Below are 22538 nucleotides of genomic sequence, written 5' to 3' on the forward strand. Positions count from 1 at the left end.
TCGCCTTCGTTCGCTGTTTACGGACCGGGGCGGGGCCGGTCATTCGCTGAGAGGGTAGGGCTGCTCGTTGCGTGCGGGTCCGATCCACACACTCTTGACGTTGGTGAACTGACGGAGTCCGAAGACGCCCAGCTCGCGCCCGTAGCCGCTGCGCTTGATGCCGCCGAACGGCAGGCGGGGGTCGGAGGCGACGATCCCGTTGACGAACACCGCGCCGGCCTCGATACCGGGGATCAGGCGGTCGGCGCGTTCGAGGTCGGTTGTCCAGAGCGCGGCGCCGAGCCCGAATTCGGTGGTGTTGGCGATCTCGACGGCCTGCGTGCAGTCCTTCGCGGAGACGACGGCTGCCACCGGTCCGAACGTCTCCTCCGCCGCGACGGCCATCGTGGGGGTGACCTGGTCCAGGACAGCGGGCACGTAGAAGTAGCCAGGGCCGTCGAGGACCGTGCCGCCGGTGACGATACGGGCGCCCGCTGCAGTACTGCGCTGGACCTGGTCAACGAGGTCGTCGCGGAGACTGGACCGGGCGAGAGGGCCGATCCGCACGTCGCGGCGGAAGGGGTCGCCCACGGTCAGTGCGGCGACGCCGGCAGCGAAGGCGTCGGTGAACTCCTCGGCGACTGCTTCCTCGACGATGAACCTCTTGGCGGAGATGCAGCTCTGCCCGGTGTTGAGCATGCGCGCGCTGACCGCTGCCGCCGCGGCGGCCGGGATGTCCGCGTCCGCGAGGACGATGAAGGGGTCGGAGCCACCGAGTTCGAGGACCTGAGGCTTGAGGTGTCGGGCGGCCATCGCGGCGACGGTGGAGCCCACTTCGGTCGAGCCTGTGAGGGTCAGGGCGTGGATGCGCGGGTCGGCGATGAGGTCCGGTACCGCGTCAGGGCCGACGAGCAGTGTGGTGAACAGCCCGGCCGGGCAGCCGGCCCGGTTCCAGATGTCCGCGATCGCCAGGGCGCAGCGCGGGACGTTCGAGGCATGCTTGAGCACGATCCCGTTGCCTGACAGCAGTGCGGGCGGCGCGAATCGGAACACCTGCCAGAGCGGGTAGTTCCAGGGCATGACCGCGAGGACCAGGCCCAGCGGATCGAACGCGATGTGGCTGCGGGCGGCCCCGGTCGCCACGGGCTGGTGGAGCAGCTGTTCCGGGCCCTGTGTGGCGTAGTACTCGCAGCACCATGCGGACTTGTCGATCTCGGCTTCCGCTTCGGCGATGGGCTTGCCCATCTCCTCGGTGATGAGCGCGGCGAGCCGGTCCCGTTCGGCGCGCAGCAGTGCGGCGGCCCGCTTGAGGTGTCCGGCGCGCGCTGGCACCGGCATCGACCGCCACTGCCCGGCCGCGACGGATGCATGCTCAAGTGCCGCGTCGATGCCTGCCGGTGAGTGTGGGTCGAACCGGGCGACGACGTCCCCGGTGGCCGGGTTGACGGAGTTGATCTGGCGGACGGCCATGGTCGGTCTCGCTTCCTGGGTAGACGTGATGGTGCCGCGAGGGGGGCAGGCAGGTCCGGCGGTCGTTCTCCCGGGGTGCCCGTGGTGTGGCCGGCTCAGGCAGCGGCACTTCGGCGGACCAGTTCCGGGTCTGGGCCGCTCCACAGGACGTCGTCGCCGGCGACCCGCGCATGTGCGGCTTCCGAGTCCAGTGCTTCGAGGACTTCGTGGGCGACCTGCTCGTACCACTGGGCCACTGCGGCGGGGTAGTCGGCGTAGCTGCCGTTGTCCCGCAGTACGGGCCCCTCGACGGTCGGGATGTCCGTGCGGCCGTCGTAGGTCACGGTGTAGGGCTTGCCCAGGCGGGTCGCGGTGGGCGCGTCGATGGTCGCGTCCAGCTTGATCCACCGGCCGTCGAGGAAGGCTTCGCCGAGCGAGTGCCAGGGCAGCGGGCGTCCGACCGGTCCACCCCACAGGGTGCGGACCTCCGGTGAGAGGAATTCCATCTTCGGGGCGTCGAGCGCCTGGAACGCGATGCGGGCGGGGATGCCGGCGGCCCTGGACAGAGCGACGAAGGAGCTGGCCTTGCCCATGCAGAACGCGATGCCGTGGGCGAGGACATCGCTGGCCGCCGATTCGCCCTGGGCGAGATAGCGGAAGGAGGCAAGGATGTCGTAGGGCATGTCACGGACGTAGTGGTAAATGCGGCCCAGCCGGTCCGTGTCGGTGGTGGCGCCGTCGGTCAGCTCGCGTGCGGTGGACACGACGATCGGGTGGTCGGAGTCGATGTAGGCGGTCGGCTGCAGGTACGCCTTGTCGGCAGTGGTGGTCTCGGAGGTCACGGATCAGCCCTTCGTTGAGTCGCTGGTGTTTCGGGTCGTGCGGCTGGATCAGGCGGGTTGTGCGTGCCGTGCGGGCTTGATGTGGGGCAGGATCTGTTCCCCGACGATGTCGAGGTAGGTGGAGTCCGCGACGTCGGGGATGGTGAACAGGAAGTGGCCGATACCCGCGTCCTGGTAGGTGCGGATCCGCTCGATGCATTCCTGCGGTGTTCCGGTGATGAGCCCGGTCTCCGGGATCGACTTGAACCGGACCCGCAGTTCGTCCTGTTGCGCGGCGGAGTCGGTCGGTGCGAGCAGAGTGGTGATCGACAGCTGCAGTGATGCGGGGTCGCGGCCGATCGCCTCGCACTCACGGTCCAGGAGCGCGCGGCGCTCCGCGCACTTCTCGGCGGGCCACCATCGGACGTTGACGCCGTTGGCGTGCCGGGCGGCGATGCGGTGGACCCGCAGCCCCTCGCCGCCCACCCACAGGGGCGGATGCGGCTGCTGGAGCGGGGGCGGATCGCAGACCGCCCCGTCGATGCTGTAGAAGTCGCCGTGGAAGGCCGGGTGCGGGTCGGTCCACACCTGGCGCATCACCTGGAGCGACTCGCCGAGCGCGGTGACCCGGTCCCCGGTCGAGGGGAAGGGGATGCCGTATGCCTCGTACTCCTGCTGGAACCAGCCCGCTCCCATGCCCAGGTCCAGTCGGCCGCCGGAGATGACATCGAGGGTGGCGGCCATCTTGGCGAGCACGGCAGGGTAGCGGTAGGAGTTGCACAGCACACTGGTGCCCAGGCGCACGGTGGTGGTGTCGCGGGACAGGGCCGACAGGGCGGTCCAGCATTCGAGCAGCGGAACGGACGACGGCCTGCTCTGCTGGTCTTCGGTGTCCGTCTCGGGTCCGGCTGCGATGCCCGCGTCGCGGACGTAGTCGTCAGGGCTGAGGGTCAGGAAGTGGTCGCACAGCCACACGGAGTCGAATCCGTAGGACTCGGCCGCCTGCGCGGCGCGGACCATGTCGGGATAGTTGCCCACGGCGAGGCCGCGGATGGTCAGGGCCAGGATCAGCCCGACATGGGGCCCGGTCTCCTGGGCGGGGCCTGCGCCGGAGAGATCGTCGTTGATCATGGACGTCGCCTTTCTGTCATGTCGGTCATGCCGACCGGGGCGCCCGAGACGGCGCGGGGAAGCGTTACGGTGAATCCGTAGCGTTCCGGGCGGTAGTGGAAGACCACGACTTCCAGCGGGCGGTCGTCGTGGCCGTAGCTGACCCGCTCCAGGACGAGCACGGGCGCGGACTCGTCGATCTCCAGTGCCGCGGCGACGTCCGGGGAGGCGCCGGCTGCATGGATCTGGTGCCGGGCCTCTGCGATACGCACGCCCAGGCGCTGCTCCCACATCGTGTACGTGGTCTCGGTGACCGGTTTATCGAAGCGCAGCGGCTCGGCCGCCTCCAGCACCCGTGTCGGGAGGTGGATCGTGACGAGCGCGACCGGTTTCTCTCCGTCTCCGTACCGGCGCCGGATCGTCAGCACCTCGGGTTCACCGAGGAGCTGCGCGACCTGGGGCGGAGCGGGTTCGGTCCCGAAGCTCAGGACATCGATGTGCGGGGTGACGCCCTGCCCGAGCAGCACCTCGGTGATGGTGTGCACGCCGGAGGACAGCTCTTGGTCGACCGGTTCCGAGACGAAGGTGCCCAGCCCCTGCTTGCGCACCACCCAGCCCTGTGACTCCAGCGCGCCCACTGCAGCACGCACCGTGATACGGCTCAGGCCGGTCTCCGCCATCAGCTCCCGTTCCGTGGGCAGGCGCGTCCCCGGCGGCAGTTGCTGCTTGAGGATCAGTGCCTTGATCTGCTCGGCCAGCTGCGTCGTCGCCGATGTCCGGCCCCGCTCGATCCGGATTCCGTCGGCCGGGAGGTCGAAGCGGGGTTCGTTCCCCATGTCAGATGTCATAAGTCGTATTGAACCTGGCCGCGCACTCCGGCGGATACCACCGCCTTCGGGTGTCACGGCCGGCGGGGTCGCCGAACCCTTGACTCGCTTCATAAGACGTTTTATAACGTCTTACCACGGGTGGATGCAAGTGGCCCCACCCAGGACCAAAGGAGCCTCCGGTGCCAGACCAGAACCATGTAACCGTGATCGCCCGCTTCACCCCGGTCGCAGACCGCGCTCCGCAGCTGCGGACCCTGCTGGAAGGGATGATCGCCCCGACCCGGTCGGAGCCGGGCTGCCGTTCCTACGATCTCTACACCACCCAGGCAGAGGTCTCGGACTTCGTCCTCCTGGAGCGCTACGAGGACACCGCAGCCCTGGAGGCTCACCGCGCGACACCGCACTACAAGGCCTACCGCGCCCAGCTGCCCGACCTGCTCGCCAAGCCGGTCGACGTATCCGTCCTCACCCCGGTCAACGTGATCGGCTGATGACGGGCACGTCATGACGTCGCGCGACCGCTCAAAGGAGAGCACCATGTCCGACCTGCAGCACGACGTGCCGCCCCCCACAAATCTGGACCCGTCCCCCACCGTGCGCCGTATCGACAAGAGCAGCCGCCGGGCGCTGTTCGCGTCCTGGCTGGGATGGACCTTCGACGGCTTCGAGACCTACGCCCTTGTCCTGGTCGGCCCTGCGGCCGTCACGGCAGTGGGCACCGACGTCCAGCTGGCAGACCTCCCCGCCTACGTCAGCGGCCTGGTCGCGGCGACCCTCGCCGGCTGGGCGCTCGGCGGGATCCTCGCCGGATTCGCAGCAGACCGGCTTGGCCGCCGGCGCACACTCATCATCTCCATCTTCTGGTACGCGCTCTTCACAGGCCTGACCGCTCTCGCGCCCGACTACTGGTGGCTGCTCGTCCTGCGGTTCATCACCGGCATGGGACTGGGAGCGGAATGGGGCAGCGCCACCGCCCTGATCGGCGAGCTCTGGCCGAACCGCTCACGCGGACGGGCCGCCGCGTTCCTCCAGTCGGGTTTCGGCGTCGGCGCGGTCATCGCCGCGCTGGCCTGGTTCCTGCTGCAGCCCGTCGGCGACAACGCCTGGCGCTATCTCTTCCTCGTCGGCACGCTCCCGGCGCTCATCGTTCTCTACGTCCGGCGGGCTGTCCGTGACCCGGAGCTGTGGATCTCCGTCCGCGATCGCCGGCTCAAGGCCAAGGCCGCCTACGACGCCGGCACCGCCACAGCCGCCGACAGGGAACTCCTGCGCTCCCCCTTCACCGCTGTCTTCAGCGAACCCCACCTGCGCCGCCGCGGGCTGCGGCTGCTGGTACTGACCGTGGTATCGGTCATCGGCCTGTACGCCGTATCGGCCTGGATCCCCCAATACACCATCCAACTCGCCAGGGAGGCAGGCGAGACGGGCACCCGCTGGGGCGCCAACGCCGGCCTGGTGTTCAACGCAGCGTCCGTGCCCGGATACCTCCTGCTCGGCTACCTGGCCGACCGCTGGGGCCGAAAACCCACCATGCTCCTCTACTACATCGGCTCCGCGGCAATCGTCCCGGTCTTCTTCTTCGCCGTCCACACCCCGCAGATGGCACTGGTCGTGGCCGCAGCCGCGGGATTCTTCATCCTGGGCCAGTTCGCCTGGATGCCCATCTACATGCCGGAGCTGTTCCCCACCTCAGGACGGGCCACTGCGATCTCGTCGGTGTTCAACTCCGCCCGACTCGCCGGCGCACTGGTCGTCCTCGGCACCGGAATGCTCATCAGCCTGCTCGGCGGGATCACCACCGCGGCCACCATCGTCGGAGTCGTGCCGTACCTCATCGCCATCGGCACCACCTGGTTCGTCGGGCCGGAGACCAAGGGACAACCACTCCCCCGCTGAACCAACCACCAGGGCCCCACCGGCCACGACCGCACAACGGCAGCCGGTGGGGCCAGCCGGAGATCTCCCGCCGGCCAGCCCCACCCAATTCGCCCTGGTGCCGGGCTGCATCAGGCCCGCAGCCGCCCCGACCCGCATGCTCCAGCAAGGCCCTCTGGTGAGCGGCGAGGGCTGCGCGGATCACGCCCGGGCCGTCGCTGCGGACCGCGTGCGCTGAGGCCGCGAACAGTCTGCAGGTAGAGGGTGGTGAGGAAGAGAAAACCGCTCAGAGCACCGAAGCCGCTCAGGACGTTCACGGCGCCGCCGGTGAAGGGAGCGGACCGGAAAGAGCCTCAACTCGACGAGCGGATCGCTGCGCCGCAGTTCGTAGCGGGACAGCACGGCACCAAGTGCCAGGGCGAGGCCGGTCATGGCCACAGTCGGGGCGGAGGTCCAGCCGTGGCCGGGTGCCTGGATGATCGCGTACGTGAGGACACCCAGCAGGGCGATGACCAGGATCTGGCCGGCCGGGTCGGGACGACGGGCTGCGGAAGCGCGTGATTCGGGCACGAACCGGCGGGTCAGGACGAGTGCCGCCAGGCCCACGGGCAGGTTCAGCCATAAAATCGAGTGCCAGCCCGCGCTGTCCACGAGGAGGCCACCGACGAGCGGGCCAGCCGCCATGGACAGGCCCACGACCGCACTCCAGACACCGATGGCGCGGGCACGCTCACGCCGGTCGGTGAAGGGGCTGGTGATGATCGACATGGCAACCGGGATGAGCATTGACCCGCCGACGGCCTGCACCATGCGGAAGACGACCAGCATCTCCAGTGTCGGGGCGGGCGAACACAGTGCGGAACCGACGGTGAAGACAACCAGGCCGATCATGAACACGCGCCGTCGTCCGAACCGGTCCGCTGTGGACCCGGCCAGTATGAACAGCGAGGCAAGCACCAGGGTGTAAGCGTCGATGGTCCACTGCAGACCCGACAAAGAGGTGTCAAGGTCCTTCTGCAGAGCCGGCAGTGCGATCTGCAGCACGGTGTTGTCCAAGCTGACGATCAGCAGGCTCATGCAGCAGATCGCCAGGATAAGCCGACGTTGCTGGAGAGTGTGGGTCAGGGCGGTGGAGGATGCCTGGGGAGGGTGCACAGCGTGCATAGTCGATTCCGGCGGCGGTATTGTCGAAGATCGAAAAAGTCTTCCCAGATACCTTCAGAGTATGTTCACGTGTGGCTGCGCCACGGGACGCACCGTCGTGCAAGGGATGCAGACCGCGCCATGCCGCGCAGGGGGTATCCAGGGTCGCGGGTCCGCAGCGCGCGGCGGTTCGCCGCAAGATGGCCGACTGGGACCGCGCCAGTTCTTGTTGGCCGACCCGGTGACCGGGGCGGAAGTGGGTGGCGCGCGGGCGCGCGCCGGTCTGACGCGTCACCGTGTGAGCGCCGCCAGGCCGATGCTGTCACGGGAATGGAGTCGGCCTGGCGGCGCAGTATAGAGGCCACTGCTGACGGGCGGGGATGCAGGGATTGGGCCAGCAGGACGGACAACCTTGCCTCCGCGAGCGGGAGTTACCTATCTGCTGGCACCGGCGCCATGCAGGGTTCACCGGCGGCAGGAGCCGATGCCGTCCGCGGCGGTGTAGCGACCCCGGCGGGTAGGCAGGCGTCGTGGAGCGGAGGCTGCTGAGGGACCCGGTTCAACTGTGCCACGGACCACGCCCGCACCGTCCACTCCGATGACCAGCGGCAGTTCCGTGCCCAGCCCCGACTCTCGGAGCAGGATGTCGTGGTAGTTGAGAGCGGCGTGGCGCAGTTCCACGACGACCTCGTCGTCAGCCGGGGCAGGAGCGGGGCGGTCCTCGATGCACAGCACTTCGGGCCCGCCGAGTTCCCTCATCACCACTGCTCGCATCAGTCGCTCGCCCTCCGGGCCAGGGTGCGTCGTGCGAAGCTGAGGTCCCACATGATCACCGGGTTGTAGTCGTCCAGTTCGGGCGCGGTTCCCAGGCGGATGCGCCGGGCGTTGCCGATGCCCTCGGGTGTGGGGATCGGGCTGTCCGCGAGTTCGCTCGCCAGCACGTGGTAGATGTCCTCGAGCCGGTTGTCGTCCAGTTCGCCGAGGTTGGTGGCGAGGAGTTCAGCGGACTCGGTCCGCATGATGTCGAGGACGGTGGATGGTTGGGACCGGAAGGTCTCCGTGGCGTCGAACGTGGCATCCACAAGCGCCTGGACCACCGCAGGTCTGGTGGAGGCCAGGAGCTCGGTGACGGTGAGGGTCACGTTCCCACCTTCGAACGGGATCTCCGGATAAGGCAGTTCGGTCAGTCCGGCTGCGAGCGCGGAGTCGGCATAGAGGTTGGTGACGAAGCACGCCTGACAGGTGCCGTCGGCGACCTTTGTTCAGTGGCTCCAACGGCCCACTTCCTGGTCGGAGTAGGTGTGCACCTCGGCCGAAGGGGCGAGCCCGATGTCGGCCAGCCACACTTTCGGCAGCAGAGCCTGCGGGCCGGGCGAGCGCAGCGCGAAGCGCTTGGCGCGCAGGTCGTCGAGCGACTCGATGCCGGGGGCGACAAGGAGCTTCTCATTCCAGGTGTGGGTGTTTGAGGCGAGGCAGAGCAGTGGCTGGCCGATGGCGCGGTAGCTCTGCAGTCCCCAGTAGTTCTCCCCGATGACGTCGACTTCCCCGGCGAGGAGGAGTTCGCCCCAGTCCTGCCCGGTGGGCCCTTGGCCCACCGGGGACACCCGAACTGGATCAGCTCCAGTTCCAGACCGACCCTGATCTGGGAGCGCACCCGTACTTTCCAGCGGCTGCGCAACACGCTGCGCGAGTACTTTCCCGCCGCCCTGAACGCCTACGCGAGCCTGGAGCTGACCAGCACCGACGCGCTGGAACTGCTGATCAAGGCGCCCACCCCGCAGGCGGCGGCAAGACTGACCCGCACCCAGATCACCGCTGTCCTGGCCCGCGCGCGACGCCACAACCGGGACCAGAAGGCCGGGGCAATCCAGGCCGCGCTGCGCGAGAAGCACTTGCAGCTGCCCGAGCCGGTGGCCGCTGCCTACGGGGCCACCACGACCGCTCACGCCCGTCTCCTGGTCGCCCTCAACGAGCAGATAGCCGCGATGGAAGATCAGGTGAAGGCACATTTTCTCGCGCACCCGGACGCTGAGATCTACCTCTCCATGCCCGGTATCGGAGAGATCACCGGCGCCCGGGTGCTCGCCGAGTTCGGAGACGACCCCACCCGCTACACATCCGCCAAGGCCCGCAAGAACTACGCCGGAACCAGTCCGGTCACCCGGGCCTCCGGCAAGAGCCGCACCGTCCAGGCCCGCTACGTGCGCAACAACCGGCTCGCCGAGGCCCTCCAGCGCCAGGCGTTCTCAGCCCTGCGGGTCTCACCTGGTGCCCGCCGCTACTACGACAAGCAGCGAGCCCGCGGAGCCGGCTACAACTCCGCCCTCCGCCAGGTCGGAAACCGGTTTGTCGGCATCCTCCACGGATGCCTCAAGACCCGCAGCCACTACGACGAAGTGACCGCTTGGGCGCACCACACACACCCCCATGCCGCTTGACCTCAAACGTCATGGGGTGTCTGACCAGGAACGACGAGTTTCTGAACGGCACAGGTCTGGCATCTGCCCGCCGGCTCCGACCCCTCCATCGGTCTCGTCTCCCTGGCCGGTGAGGGAGTGACCGCACGCTTCGACTACGTGCGCTTCTACTCCTGACGCCGCTCCGCTCCACTCGCCTGGATGGGCTCCTGTCAGGGACGCCGGAGCGGATGTGAGGAGCTTCGAAGAGTTTCCGACAGGGTGTGCAGGCGCACCGCCACCGAGATGCGGAAGAACGACTCCGCGTCCCGCCATGTGCTGCCGAGCAGTTGGGTGATCCTGTCGAGCCGCTGTAGCACGGTGTTGCTGTGCACGCCCATCATCCGCGCGGTGCGGGCGGGGCTGGCGTTGCAGTCCACGAAGTGGTGGAGGGTGGCGAGCAGATCGGTCCCCCGTTCGGCGTCCCAGCGCCGGACGGGGGCGATGGTGCGATCGATGAACTGCCGCACGCTGGTGGGGTCGTGGGCGAACAGGGTCGTGTACGGCAGGTAGGCGTCGGCCGCGACCGCGGCCGCCTCGATGCCGAGGGCGGTCAGCACCCGGCTGCAATCCCGGGCCGTCGTGAAACGGGCGCTCAGTTCGTCGAGGCTCTCCGCGGGGGGCGCGGCCACGGTCAGCACCTCGCCGACCCCCGTCGCGGCACACAGGCGGTCGCGGACGGCGGTCGCCGCGCGTTGGGGGTCGCTTTCCGGTACGACGAGTGTGACGACGCCGTCCACTTCGCCCGCCAGGCCGGACGGCGCGGCCGCCGTCTGGGTGGCCCGCAGCGCGGCACGGCGCTGTTCGGGCGCCACCACGGTGATGACGACGGTGCGCAGGTCGTCCGGGCGCAGTCTGCGGGCGCGCAGCCGGGCGGGCAGGCTCGCGCGGCGCCGGGCGTCGGGACTGACGAGGTCACCGAGAAGCTCACCGCGCACATGGTCTTCGGCGTGGAGGACCGCGTCCTGTTTCAGGGTGAGGAGCGCGGTGATCTGTGCGGCGCGCTCGATGGTCCGCTGTTCCACCGCTCCGAGTTCGACCGTGCCGTCACCGATGAGGAGGCCGCCGAGCATCATTTCTCCGGCCAGCACGGCGACCGCGGTGTGGAACTCGCCGGTCGGCGGGTCCAGCGGAGTGCAGCGTCCGGAGCGCAGGCTGTCGGTGATCGCCGACCGGACGGCGGGCGGGTCGATCACCGAGGCGGTGCTCCGGTCGTCGGACGCGGCGAGCACGGCATAGGTCTCGTCGAGGATGACCACGGGCCGCTCCAGTGCCGCTCCCAGAGTCCGCGCGACATCCGCGGCGCCGCCTCCGCGCAGAACCGCGGCGGTCAGCTCCTCGTGCACCCGGCCGGCGCGTTCCATCGCCTCGACGTGGTCGGCCAGCGCGTCATAGGCGCGCTGTGTCTCGGCGGCAGCGTCGCGGGCCTGGGTGAGCAGACGGGCCGATTGCAGTACGACGGCGACGTTGTCGGCGAAAGCCGACAACAGCGAGACCTCTTCCGGGGAGAAGGCGTGCTCGGTGCGATTGGCGGCGAACAGCACTCCCAGGACCCGGCCGCCGGCGATCAGCGGGACGCCCACGATGGAGACGAGGCCCTCCGCGCGGACGGCGTTGTCGATGCTGTCGTCATGGGGCACATCGCGCAGCTGTTCATAGCGTGAGGTCCACTGCGGAGCGCGGGACTCGACGATCTTGCTGGCCAGACCGATATGGGGCGGCACCCTCAGCTTCTGGAAGGACGGGGCGACCGCCCCGGCGGTGGAGCGGACCCTCAGCTCACGGGTGGTCTCGTCGAACTCGGACAGATAGGTGACATCGGTTCCGGCCAGGTCGTGGGCGCGCCGTACCAGCCGGGTGATCAGCAGATCCACGTCGTGCAGTTCGGCGAGTTCCCGTGCGCTGGAGAACAGAGCGGCCAGTTCCTGTCCGCGCCGGTGCGACCGGGCCATCGCGCCCTGGAGCTCGCGAACCCGGCGGCCCACCTGGGTGGCCGTGGCGGTGTCGAGATGCTCGGTGAGCAGCAGGTCGGTCACGGCGTCGGGCTCGTCCGGGGGGCCTTTCGCGGCGAGATCGAGCAGGGCCAGGACAGCGGTCACCGGGACGTCGGCCTGCCGTGCCGCCCGTTCGGTTTCCCGGGGCGCTCCCATGTCCACCACCCTGTCCGCCCTGCCCACCCTGTGTGAATCACCCATTGAAAACTTTGCACCGTGTACTCATGGTACATGGTCGCTGTTACCCGGCGTATCTAAAGTCTGAGGTGTGACAGCGGCGTCATCCCATGAACATCTGCTGTTCACAGGCCGTACCGCAGGGCCCGGTGCCCACCTCGACCACAGTGTGACTCTCCGGCGTGACGACGGACTCTTCACCGCAGGACATGATCATGATCGATGAACAGCTACTCCAACCCACCTACCGCCGCCGGTGCGGCGGGGCCGCGCCCCGGCAGCGGTCCGCCATGTGCTCCATGGGCGTGGAGCCCCGGGCGGTTCCCGCTCTGCGGGCCTTCACCCGCGACGTGGCGACACGGTGGGGGGCACCCGAGGAGACCATCGACGCACTGCGCGTGATCGCCACGGAGTTGGTCACCAATAGCGTGCTGCACAGCGGAAGCTCCGAGGTGAGCCTGCTGCTGACGGTCGACGGCTCCACGGCCTCCGTCGAGGTCAGGGACGCCGGCACCTGGCGGGAACGGTGCCCTGGCACCGGGGTGCCCGACCAGATGGTGGATGGGCGGGGGCTGGGCCTGGTCCACGCCTACGCCACAACATGCCGGGTTCAGCGGGACTCGCAGGGCACGGCCGTCCGCGCCGAGCTGCTGATTCCGCTTCCCGCTCAGCGAGGACATCCGCGGGACCTGCCCGGTCGCCGGTCGCCGGCCGGGTGGTGAAACGGGCGGTCGCGGCGCCCGACGCCGCCCTGACCGTCACGCCCCCGGGAGCCATGCCGCTGCTCCCCCCCCGCTCCGCCGGGCCTGTCTCCCCTTGAGCTCGTCACCGAAAGCAGGAGGATCCATGGCAGTCAACAGCAGGCTTTCCGGTGTGAAGGACCTGTCGATCAGTGAGCGCCGCGCCCGTATCGCGCGCGGTGCCGCGGTCGAGCCGGAGAGTCTGGAGGTGCTCGATCCCGAGTACGGCCTCACCCTTGAGCAGGCCGACCACATGGTCGAGAACGCCATAGGTGTCCTCGGCGTCCCGCTGGGCGTGGCCACCAATTTCACCGTCAACGGCCGCGACTATCTGATCCCCATGGCCACCGAGGAGCCATCGGTGATCGCCGCGGCCAGCAACGCCGCCCGTATCGCCCGCGTCACCGGGGGATTCACCACCTCGACCACGGAAGCGCTCATGCGGGCGCAGATCCAGGTCCTCGATGTCGCCGATCCGCACACCGCCCGGCTACGCCTGCTCGAGGCGCGTGAGGAGCTCATCGCGCTGGCCGACGCACAGGACCCTCAGCTCCTCCGGTTCGGCGGCGGCGTCCGGGATGTGGATGTGCATCTGGTCGACGCTCCCGGATGCACCTATGTGGTGCTGCACCTGATCGTGGACGTACGCGACGCGATGGGCGCCAACGCCGTCAACACCATGGCCGAGGCGATCGCCGGGCGGGTCGGGGAGATCGCCCGGGGGCGCACGCTGCTGCGGATCCTCAGCAACAAGGCAGACCTGCGGCTGTGCCGGGCGCGTGCGGTGTTCGACGCCGACGCGCTCGGAGGGCCTGGGGTGGTCGACGACATCGTGCACGCCACCGCTCTGGCCGAGGCGGACCCGTACCGCGCCGCCACCCACAACAAGGGGATCATGAACGGCGTCATCGCGGTCGTGCTGGCCACCGGCAATGACACCCGCGCCGTCGAAGCCGGCGCCCACTCGCACGCGATCGGCCGGTACCGTGGGTACACGTCCCTGTCGCACTTCGAGAAGGACTCCGACGGCAACCTGGTCGGCGCGCTGGAACTGCCGATGGCGGTCGGCCTGGTCGGCGGGGCCACCAAGGTGCACCCGGTCGCGCAGGCCGCTGTGGCCCTGCTCGGCGTCACCACGGCCCGCGAGCTGGGCGAAGTCATCACCGCCGTCGGCCTGGCACAGAATCTCGCCGCGGTCCGGGCTCTGGCGACCGAGGGCATCCAGCGCGGCCATATGTCGCTGCACGCCCGCAATGTCGCCGTCACCGCCGGCGCCACCCCCGAGGAACTGCCGCTCGTGGTCGCCCGGCTGATCACCGACCGGGCCGTGCGTGCCGACCATGCCGAGAAAGTCCTCGCCGAGCTGCGCGGCGAGGGCTGATGCCTCGCCTCACCGCCTGCACGAATCTGAGCCAAGGGAGACGCTGAGACATGGCACTACAGGTTGGTATCGACGTCGGTGGCACATTCACCGACGCGGTCGCGGTCCTCGACGGCCGCGCGGTCCGCGGGAAGGCGTTCTCGACGAAGGACGTCACCACCGGCATCCTGGGCGCGCTGGCCGTGCTCCAGGAGCGCGCGGGCATGTCCGAGGAGGAGTTCTACCCGGCCGTCGACCGGTTCGTGCTCGGCAACACGATCGTCACCAACGCGGTCGACGAGCAGAAGTACGCCACGGTGGCGCTCCTCACGACGCAGGGGTTCCGCGACACGATGCGGATCGCCCGGTCGGCGCGGACCGACGAGCGCGACCCGCATAAAATGCTGCCACCGCCCACCATCGTCGAGCGCGGCCGCGTCATCGAGGTCGCCGAACGCGTCGACGCCCACGGCGAGGTCCTTGTGCCGCTGCGGCCGGAGGCCATCGCCGCAGCGGTGGACACCGCGCTCGCCACGGGCGCGGAAGCCATCGCCGTATGTCTGCTGTGGTCGTTCCGCAACCCCGCCCATGAGCAGGCCATCGGCCGGTATCTGCGGGAGAACCACCCGGACGTCCCGTTCACCCTCTCCAGCAGCCTGACGCCGGTCTACCGTGAGTACGAACGCATGGTCACCACGGCGCTCGACGCCGCGGTCAAACCGCTCGTCGCCTCGCACTTCGACCACCTCGCCGAGGAGCTGCGCGCCCGCGGCCTGCGTGCCCGTGTGCAGATCATGCAGGTCCACGGCGGGTTCCTGTCGGTCGAGGAGACCAGCAAGGCGCCGATCTCCATGTTCAACTCCGGGCCGGTCGGCGGCGTCACCGGCGCCCGTCTGCTCGGGCAGCAACTGGGCAGGCGCCGGGTGCTGACCGCCGACATGGGCGGCACCAGCCTGGATGCCGCCGCGATCATGGATGATGAGTTCCGGCTGCTCCCGCGGGCCGAGATCGGCGGTCTGCCGACGAGTCTGACCGTCGTCGACATCGAGACGATCGGCGCCGGCGGCGGCAGCGCCGCCTGGGTGGACGGCCGTGGCCTGCTCCGGGTCGGTCCGCACAGCACGGGCTCCACTCCCGGTCCCGCCTGCTACGGCAAGGGCGGAACCCGCCCGGCGGTCACCGACGCCGCACTCGTACTCGGCCTGATCAACCCCGGCTACTACCTCGGCGGGACCGTCGAGCTGTACGAGGACCTGGCGTGCGAGGCACTGCGCGCACATGTCGCCGAGCCCCTCGGACTGACCGAGGACGCCGCGGCCGAGGGCGTGTACCGCCTCGCCACCTCCCAGATGGCGAACGCGCTGCGCAAGATCACCGTCAACCGCGGCCATGACCCGCGGGAGTTCACCCTCGTCGGTTTCGGCGGCGCCTGCGGCCTGTTCGCCGCGAGCATCGCCGCCGAGATCGGGGTGAGCGAACTCGTCATCCCCCGCAACGCCGCGGTGTTCTCGGCCTACGGACTCATGCACGCCGATTCCGTCTTCTCCGCCGTGCGGACCAGCCCCTGGACGATGCGGCAGCCGGCCGCCGACCTGGACCGCGAGTTCCAGGCCCTGGAGCGGCGCGCGCGGGCGTGGTTCGACGCCGAGGGCATCCCCGAGGACCGGCGGGAGCTGTTCCGCGAGGCCGACATGAAGTTCGTCGGCCAGATCTTCGAGGTCACCACTCGGCTGAAGGGCGGGACCTTCACCGAGGCGGACAAGGACGAACTGCGCGCGCGGTTCATCGCCGACTACGAGACCGAGTTCGGGGCCGGCACGGCCTGGACCGAGACCGATATCCTGCTGGTCAACTCCCGGGTGCGCGCGGTCGGCCGCAGTGACGTCCAGCAGGTCCGGCAGATCGTGGAAGCCGACGGGGAGACCCATACGCTGCTGCGCCGCACCATCCTCGAACCGGCGACCGGAGCACGGACCGAGGTGGAGGTGCACCGCGGCTTCGCCGCGCTGGCGCGGGCGAAGGGCCCGTGTCTGCTGGAGGAGCCCGACACCACCGTCTATGTGCCCACCGGAGCCACGGTGGAGCTGACCGACGCCGGCCACTTCCTCATCCGGCTCCAGCCGTCCGTCTGAACGCCACGGCCCGATCCAGGAGACCCACATGACCGAATCCGCCACCGGCCGGCTTCCCGCCGGGTTCGACCCCGTCACGCTCGAGGTCATCCGTATGCGTCTGGACTCCATCGTCGAGGAGATGGGCATCGCGATGATCCGCTCGTCCGGCTCGCCGGTGATCACCGAGGCCGGCGACTTCAACACCGCGCTGTTCGACCCGACCGGCCGCATCTACGCCTACTCCGACTACGTCCAGTTCCACATCGGCTCCGGCAGCGTCGCCGTGCAGAATCTGGTCCGGGAGATCGCCGGTGAGCCACTCGCCCCCGGTGACGCCTTCATCTGCAACGATCCGCACACCGCCGGTGCGAGCCACCCGCCGGACACGAATGTGATCTCACCGATCTTCCACGGTGACGAGCTGATCGGCTGGGCGCAGTCCCAGGCCCATCTCGTCGACGTCGGCGGTATGACGCCGGGCGGCTTCGCCCCCGGGGCCTATGACTGCTACAGCGAGGCGCTCCGGCTCCCGCCGGGCGTGAAGATCTTCGAAAAGGGCGAGCCCGTCGAATGGGTGCGGCGCATCCTGCTCAACAACGTCCGGGTGCCCGCGCTGTTCTGGAACGATGTGCGCTCCCTGGTGGCCAGCAACAACACCGGTATCCAGCGGCTTCTCGCCACGATCGGGGAATTCGGGCTCGACGACTTCCGCGAGTACACCCGGCTCAGCTTCGAGCTGGCGGAGCAGGTGGTCCGTGACCGTGTCGCGAAGATCCCCGACGGAACGTACACGGCCGAGGAGTGGACCGAGCACAACGGCCATGCCGACGAGCTGTACCGCGTCGCCTGCGCCATGACCAAGCGGGGCGAGCAGATCACATTCGACTTCACCGGATCCAGCGAGCAGACCGACGGCTTCGTCAACTGTAGTTACGGAGCCCTCGTCGGAAGCGTCGCCACGGCGGTCGTGCCCATCCTCGCCTGGGACGTGCCGTTCAACGAGGGCGTCATGACCGCCTTCGAGGTCATCGCCGAGCCGGGCTCCATCGTCAACCCCACTCCCCCGGCCCCGATCAGCAACGGGCATCTGACGACCGGCGCCCGCGTCAGCCGGCTGGTCACCAAGCTGATGAACGACGCCTGCCGGGGCAGCGCGGACGAGACCGTCCGCGGCCGCACCCAGGGTGTGTGGGCCGACTCGTGGACCGGCGGCATCTCGGCCGGCACCTCGGACGACGGCGAGTACTTCGTGCTGTTCAACATGGACGGCGGCGGCATGGGGGCGGGAGCCCAGCCGGACACCGACGGTCTGGACTGCGCCGGGATGATGACGCAGGTCAACAACATGCTCCCGGACGTCGAGATGAACGAGATGCTCTATCCCGTCCTCTACTTGTGGAAACGGCTCAACATCGCCAGCGCCGGGCACGGGGCCCACCGCGGCGGTCTGGGACTGGAGTTCGCCTGGACCCTGCACGGTGCGCCCTCCGCCACGCAGACCGTGTTCGCCCCCAGCGCCCAAGTGGTCGCCGACGGATACGGCGGCGGGCTTCCCGGCGGGGGCAGCGGGCACGAGATCCTGCGCCGGTCCAACATCGCCGGTCTGCTCGCCGCGGGCACCGTGCCCACCGACGACAGCCTCGCCTGCGATGTGCGGGACCTGCTGGCCATCAACCAGTCCTCGGTAAGGATCTCGGCCGCCGATGTCTTCGTCCAGTGGATCGCCGGTGGCGGCGGGTACGGAGACCCCCTCCTGCGTGACCCGCGGCGCGTCGCCGAGGACGTCCGGGACGCGTACATCACCGACCACACGGCATCCGCCGTCTACGGGGTGGTGCTCGCCGACGGTGCCGTGGACGCCGCCGCGACGACGCGCGCACGCGAGGCGATGCGCGCCGCCCGGATCGGCGGGGACCCGACCGCGCCGGTCGCCGCCGACGCCGCCGCCGGGGCATCCGCGCCCCGCCATGCCGCGGACGGCTGGTACTGCCCGGCCAGCGGTGCCCTGATCAGCACCAAGGACGACTGGCGGCAGGACGCCATCGTCACCACGCGGGTGGCCGCCGACCGGCTGGGCGAGTACGGCGTCCGCGTACGCCCCCGGGACAACGGGCAGCGAGTGCTCCTCGATGAGTTCTACAGCCCGCGCTGCGGCACCCTGCTCGACGCACGCATCCGGGTCGAAGCCGCCACCACCGGCTGATTCCACAGCGGTATTCGAAAAAGGAGGTGTGGTCGCGTGACGGAGTTCAACACCAGGTTCGACCTCGGTGCCGTCCTGCCGGGCGGTCCCGCACACGGGGCGCTTCGCGGGGTCGTGGTCCTCGACATCACACGGGTGGTCGCCGGGCCGTTCTGCTCGATGATGCTCGCGGATCTCGGAGCGACGGTCATCAAGATCGAGAATCCGAAAGACCCGGACTATGCGCGCGAGTTCCCCCCGCTGCTGACCTCGCCCGAGGGCGAGGCGTTCAGCGCGTTCTTCGCCCAGTACAACCGGAACAAGCTCGGCATGACCCTGGACCTGTCCCGGCCCGAGGGCAAGGAACTGCTGCGCACGCTCGTCAGCCGCGCGGACGTCCTGGTCGAGAACTTCCGTGGCGGGACCATGGACAAGCTGGGCGTCGGCTACCGCGAGCTGCGGAAGGTCAATCCGCGGCTGGTCTACACCGCGATCTCCGGCTACGGCCAGACCGGCCCGTACCGGCGCAAGCCCGCGTACGACAACAGCGCGCAGGCCACGGGCGGTCTGTGGTCGATGAACGGCTTCCCCGACCGCCCGCCGGTCCGGGTCGGCACCATCATCGGCGACCTGTCGGCCACGCTCTACGCCGTGATCGGCACGCTCGCCGCGCTGCGGCACGCCGAGCGCACCGGTGAAGGGCAGTTGGTGGACATCTCCCAGCAGGACTCGGTGCTCAGCCTGACCGAGAACGCGGTCGTCTCCCACACCGTCGAGGGCAAGGTACCGGCTCCCCTCGGCAATGAGCATCCATTCGTCAAACCCTATGAGCTCTATCCGTGCAAGGACGGCTTCGTCTTCTTCGGCGGCTACACCGACAAGTTCTGGCGGTTGACGTGCGAGATGTTCGGCGAACCCGAACTGGCGGCCGACCCTGAGATCAACACGATGGCCAAGCGGTTCACCCCGGAGGTCTACCAGCGCCGGGTACGGCCGCTGCTGCACAGGTGGTTCGCCGATCGCGCCAAGCTCGAACTGGAGGAACTCGCCGGCGACCTCGTGCCGCTGAGCGCCATCAAGGACATCGGGGAGGTCATCGCGGATCCCCAGATCCAGGCCCGGGACATGATCGTCGACGTCGAGTACCCGGACTTCGGACCACTGCGCATGGTCGGCACACCGGTCAAACTCGACGTCACCCCGGCCCGGCCCCGGGGACTGGCTCCCCAGGTCGGCGAACACACCGACCAGATGCTGCGCGCCTTCGCGGACCTCTCCGAGGAACACATCCGCGCCCTGCGCGAGTCGGGGGTGGTCTGAGATGAGCGGCATCACCCTCGACCGTGACGGACCGGTCGCGCTCATCCGGTTCGACCGGCCGGAGAAACTGAACTCACTGACCCTGGCGATGTACGAGGAGCTGGGAGCGGCCTTCGACGAGGTCCGCGACGACGAGTCGATCGGCGTCGCGGTCCTCACGGGCGCGGGGCACCGTGCCTTCTGCGTCGGCGCCGATCTCACCGAATCGATCCCCGCGCTCGCCGAAGGGCGGTTCGACATCTCCCGATGGGACGGGGCCCACCAGAAACACACCACCTTGTTCAAGCCGGTCATCGCGGCGGTCAACGGGCTCTGCCTCGGCGGCGGATTCGAGATCATGCTCTCCACGGACCTGCGGATCGCCGCCGACACGGCCGAGTTCGGGCTCCCCGAAAGCGGTGTCGGAGTCGTCCCGGCCGGCGGCACCCTGACGCGGCTGACCCGGCAGATCCCCTACGTCTGGGCCATGGAGCTGATGCTGCTCGGCGACCGGATCACCGCGGCCACCGCCCTGCGGTACGGCCTGCTCAACGCCGTGGTACCGGCCGAACGGTTGCTCGAGGCGGCGATGGACCGGGCACACCGGCTCACCGCCCGCAGCGGCACCGCCCTGGAGACGATCAAGGAGTCGGTGCTGCGTCTCGGGGGCCTCCCGCAGGACCAGGCATTCCACAGCGAGGCGCTGTACGGGCAGCGGGCGTTCACCTCCCCGGACGCCCATGAGGGACTGGCCGCGTTCGCCGAACGCCGTCCGCCCGACTTCCCCTCCCGCCGGAACGTGAACAAGCCCCCCGCATAACGGCTCCACGCAGGAACGTCGCCCGCCGTCCGCCTTCGCCGGACGTCCGTCGCCGCCCGCGGCGTTCCGCGTGGCCCGCCCCCTTCGCCCTTCCCACCGCCTGACGGGGACGCCATGACATCCGAAACCACCTCGTCCACCGACACACTGCCCCGCATCGCTCCTCAGCAGGGCATGCCCGAACAGGTCCGCATCTACGAGGTCGGCCCGCGCGACGGCCTCCAGGCCGAAGCCGTCCGCGTCCCCACCGCCGTCAAGGCCGAGTTCGTCCGGCGGCTCGTCGACGCGGGGCTGACCACCATCGAGGTCACCAGCTTCGTCTCCCCCCGGTGGATACCCCAACTCGACGACGCACACGAGGTGCTCACCGCCGTGGGCCCCCTCGATGGCATCCGCCTCCCGGTGCTCGTTCCCAACGACCAGGGTCTGGAGCGGGCACTGGCCGCCGGTGCCCGGGAGATCGCCGTCTTCGCCAGCGCGACGGAGTCCTTCGCGAAGAACAACCTGGCCCGGGACGTGGAGGGAGTGCTGGCGATGCTCGAACCCGTCACGCGCCGGGCCCGTGCCGCGGGTCTGCCGGTACGCGGCTATGTATCGATGTGCTTCGGCGACCCCTGGGAGGGCGATGTGGAGCCCCGCAAGGTCGCCTCGGTCGCCCGCAGGCTCCTCGACATGGGCTGCACGTCCCTGTCCCTGGGAGACACCATCGGTACCGGCACCCCCGGCCATGTCCTGGAACTCCTCGACACCGTACGGGGACTGGGCATCCCCCTGGAGCGGACCGCCCTTCACTTCCACGACACCTACGGCCAGGCCCTCGCCAATGTGCACGCCGCGCTGACAGCGGGCGTCACCGAGTTCGACAGCTCTGCCGGCGGTATCGGAGGCTGCCCCTACGCCCGCAGCGCCACCGGCAACCTCGCCACGGAGGACCTGGTGTGGATGTTGCGGGGACTCGGCATCCACACCGGGGTCGATCTGAACGCGCTGGCGGCCACGAGCCGGTGGATGGCCCATCACCTCGGCCGCCCGAGCCCCTCCCGCGTCGTCACCGCCCTCGCCCGACACTATAGGTACCAGAATCCTCATCCGCGCTGATCAGAGCGCACACCGGCCCGGACAAAGAGCACGCCGAGACCTCGATACCCGCCCTGCACCAGCACCAGTCCGCGCTCATGCACGTCAACACGCTCCTGCTTCACCAGGTCCCCGCCGAACCGACCTGGACCAAGGAGGACCGACGCGGCCTGACCACACTGTCCTGGTCGAACATCAACCCGTACGGCACTCCCCGCCTCGACATAGACAAGCAACTCGACCTGCTGCCAGCCACCATGCCCGGCCCCCGCCACGCGGTCGACAGCACCTCAGACATGGCGGGATCGGCATCATGAGCCGCTGGAACGCGTGGCTCGCAGGTCCGGGGCTTCAGGCGGGTCGACCCCAGGCGGCGGACCGGTAGCGGGGCGGGAAGAGCGGCGATCCCGCCCCGCTACCGGAGCTGACGGCAGGAACGCCCTAACCCTCGACGAAAGTGACCGTCTCGGCGAGCGGGGCCCGGTCGATGCGGTCGTGACACGCGACCGGGGCCTCGAACCCGATGGACACGCCGCAGAAAAGGATCAGTCCCGATGGGGGCAACACGGTCTCCGCGACGGTCCGGCAGTACACCGACCACGCCATCTGAGGGCAGCTGTGCAGCCCCTCGGCACGCAGCAGCAGCAGCATGGTCTGCAGGTACATGCCGAGGTCAGCCCATTGGGCCGGTCCCATGTCGCGGTCGATGTAGCAGAACAAGGCCGCGGGCGCACCGAAGCAGTCCCAGTTCGCGGCAACGGCCGCCTCACGCGACCGTCGGTCCTCGCGTGCGATTCCAAGCGCGGCGTAGCGCTGCTCCGCGGCGGCGGATCGGCGCTCCCGGTACGGAGACTTCAGTTCGGGCGGGTACATCCGGTACTCCCGCTCGTCCCCGGGGTCGCCTGCGGCCACCCGCTCGGCGGTGCGTTTCTTCAGCTCCGCCAGCGGCGCGCCAGTCAGCACGTAGACGTGCCAGGGCTGGAGGTTCGCCCCGGACGGTGATCGGGCTGCGGCGGACAACACACGTTCCAACGTTTCCCGGGGGATGGGCTCCCCGCTGAACCGGCGCACCGCCCGTCGGCTCGCAACCGCTTCGTAGACGTCCAAGACAA

General features: G+C 69.4%; 20 protein-coding genes and 1 pseudogene. 11 read left to right on the plus strand and 10 right to left on the minus strand.

All coding sequences use genetic code 11. The annotated features are described in order from the left end of the window. Positions 1-39 precede the first annotated feature (39 nt). The 4 genes from CGL27_RS00620 to CGL27_RS00635 all read right to left on the minus strand — a co-directional run bounded on the left by CGL27_RS00620 (position 40) and on the right by CGL27_RS00635 (position 4195). Entirely contained in the window at positions 40-1449 is a 1410-nt protein-coding gene (locus CGL27_RS00620) for an NAD-dependent succinate-semialdehyde dehydrogenase (protein ID WP_119983775.1), read from the minus strand. Between the two features lie 95 nt (positions 1450-1544). Next, a complete protein-coding gene (locus CGL27_RS00625; protein WP_119983776.1) occupies positions 1545-2270 on the minus strand; it encodes a transglutaminase family protein in 726 nt (241 codons plus the stop codon). A gap of 48 nt (positions 2271-2318) precedes the next feature. Then, positions 2319-3380 (minus strand): LLM class flavin-dependent oxidoreductase, encoded by a 1062-nt coding sequence (locus CGL27_RS00630; RefSeq protein WP_205587572.1) that lies wholly within the window; start codon positions 3378-3380, stop codon positions 2319-2321. Further along, entirely contained in the window at positions 3377-4195 is an 819-nt protein-coding gene (locus CGL27_RS00635) for a GntR family transcriptional regulator (RefSeq protein WP_119983777.1), read from the minus strand. Before CGL27_RS00635 ends, CGL27_RS00630 begins: the two co-directional genes overlap by 4 nt. Before the next feature lie 173 nt (positions 4196-4368). Here CGL27_RS00635 and CGL27_RS00640 point away from each other — a divergent pair, with 173 nt between their 5' ends. Further along, positions 4369-4680 (plus strand): putative quinol monooxygenase, encoded by a 312-nt coding sequence (locus tag CGL27_RS00640; RefSeq protein ID WP_119983778.1) that lies wholly within the window; start codon positions 4369-4371, stop codon positions 4678-4680. A 46-nt stretch (positions 4681-4726) separates the two neighbouring features. Continuing rightward, positions 4727-6085, plus strand: coding sequence for an MFS transporter (locus tag CGL27_RS00645; RefSeq protein ID WP_119983779.1), 1359 nt, complete (start codon positions 4727-4729; stop codon positions 6083-6085). Positions 6086-6294: 209 nt separating this feature from the next. Here the strand turns inward: CGL27_RS00645 and CGL27_RS00650 are convergent. The 4 genes and pseudogenes from CGL27_RS00650 to CGL27_RS49715 all read right to left on the minus strand — a co-directional run. Next, positions 6295-7141, minus strand: a pseudogene (locus CGL27_RS00650) (MFS transporter); the annotation flags it as partial. A 531-nt stretch (positions 7142-7672) separates the two neighbouring features. Continuing rightward, on the minus strand, positions 7673-7981 hold the full coding sequence (locus tag CGL27_RS00655; RefSeq protein WP_162952826.1) for a hypothetical protein: 309 nt from the start codon (positions 7979-7981) through the stop codon (positions 7673-7675). Continuing rightward, on the minus strand, positions 7981-8349 hold the full coding sequence (locus CGL27_RS00660) for a hypothetical protein (protein WP_119983781.1): 369 nt from the start codon (positions 8347-8349) through the stop codon (positions 7981-7983). The genes CGL27_RS00655 and CGL27_RS00660 overlap by 1 nt, the downstream gene beginning before the upstream one ends. 120 nt (positions 8350-8469) lie before the next feature. Continuing rightward, entirely contained in the window at positions 8470-8802 is a 333-nt protein-coding gene (locus CGL27_RS49715) for a phosphate/phosphite/phosphonate ABC transporter substrate-binding protein (RefSeq protein ID WP_162952827.1), read from the minus strand. On the opposite strand from CGL27_RS49715, the gene CGL27_RS00665 reads away from it, so the two are divergent. Then, positions 8794-9645 (plus strand): transposase, encoded by an 852-nt coding sequence (locus CGL27_RS00665; RefSeq protein WP_240450291.1) that lies wholly within the window; start codon positions 8794-8796, stop codon positions 9643-9645. The two genes, CGL27_RS49715 and CGL27_RS00665, sit on opposite strands and share 9 nt — an antisense overlap. A gap of 191 nt (positions 9646-9836) precedes the next feature. Here the strand turns inward: CGL27_RS00665 and CGL27_RS00670 are convergent, their stop codons facing one another. Continuing rightward, entirely contained in the window at positions 9837-11813 is a 1977-nt protein-coding gene (locus CGL27_RS00670; RefSeq protein WP_119983782.1) for a helix-turn-helix domain-containing protein, read from the minus strand. A 236-nt stretch (positions 11814-12049) separates the two neighbouring features. Between CGL27_RS00670 and CGL27_RS00675 the strand changes: the two genes are divergently transcribed. The 8 genes from CGL27_RS00675 (at position 12050) to CGL27_RS00710 (ending at position 21743) form a co-directional block, all read left to right on the plus strand. Beyond that, positions 12050-12556 (plus strand): ATP-binding protein, encoded by a 507-nt coding sequence (locus CGL27_RS00675; protein ID WP_159037638.1) that lies wholly within the window; start codon positions 12050-12052, stop codon positions 12554-12556. A gap of 124 nt (positions 12557-12680) precedes the next feature. Then, complete coding sequence (locus CGL27_RS00680; RefSeq protein WP_119983783.1) at positions 12681-13955, plus strand: hydroxymethylglutaryl-CoA reductase, degradative; 1275 nt, start codon at positions 12681-12683, stop codon at positions 13953-13955. Positions 13956-14005: 50 nt separating this feature from the next. Then, a complete protein-coding gene (locus CGL27_RS00685) occupies positions 14006-16066 on the plus strand; it encodes a hydantoinase/oxoprolinase family protein (RefSeq protein WP_119983784.1) in 2061 nt (686 codons plus the stop codon). Between the two features lie 28 nt (positions 16067-16094). Then, positions 16095-18251 (plus strand): hydantoinase B/oxoprolinase family protein, encoded by a 2157-nt coding sequence (locus CGL27_RS00690; protein ID WP_119983785.1) that lies wholly within the window; start codon positions 16095-16097, stop codon positions 18249-18251. A 36-nt stretch (positions 18252-18287) separates the two neighbouring features. Continuing rightward, positions 18288-19550 (plus strand): CoA transferase, encoded by a 1263-nt coding sequence (locus CGL27_RS00695; RefSeq protein WP_205587573.1) that lies wholly within the window; start codon positions 18288-18290, stop codon positions 19548-19550. Position 19551: 1 nt separating this feature from the next. Next, the gene (locus tag CGL27_RS00700) at positions 19552-20349 is read left to right on the plus strand and encodes an enoyl-CoA hydratase/isomerase family protein (RefSeq protein WP_119983786.1); all 798 of its coding nucleotides are present in this window, start codon (positions 19552-19554) and stop codon (positions 20347-20349) included. A 114-nt stretch (positions 20350-20463) separates the two neighbouring features. Continuing rightward, positions 20464-21447 (plus strand): hydroxymethylglutaryl-CoA lyase, encoded by a 984-nt coding sequence (locus CGL27_RS00705; RefSeq protein WP_119983787.1) that lies wholly within the window; start codon positions 20464-20466, stop codon positions 21445-21447. 77 nt (positions 21448-21524) lie between these two features. Then, positions 21525-21743: a hypothetical protein gene (locus CGL27_RS00710; RefSeq protein ID WP_119983788.1), complete on the plus strand. Its 219-nt coding sequence runs from the start codon at positions 21525-21527 to the stop codon at positions 21741-21743. Positions 21744-21867: 124 nt separating this feature from the next. Here the strand turns inward: CGL27_RS00710 and CGL27_RS00715 are convergent, their stop codons facing one another. Then, positions 21868-22533, minus strand: coding sequence for a nitroreductase (locus CGL27_RS00715; protein ID WP_119983789.1), 666 nt, complete (start codon positions 22531-22533; stop codon positions 21868-21870). Between the last annotated feature and the right edge of the window lie 5 nt (positions 22534-22538).

It is taken from the genome of Streptomyces sp. 11-1-2 (genome assembly GCF_003595545.1).
Classification (GTDB): domain Bacteria; phylum Actinomycetota; class Actinomycetes; order Streptomycetales; family Streptomycetaceae; genus Streptomyces; species Streptomyces hygroscopicus_B.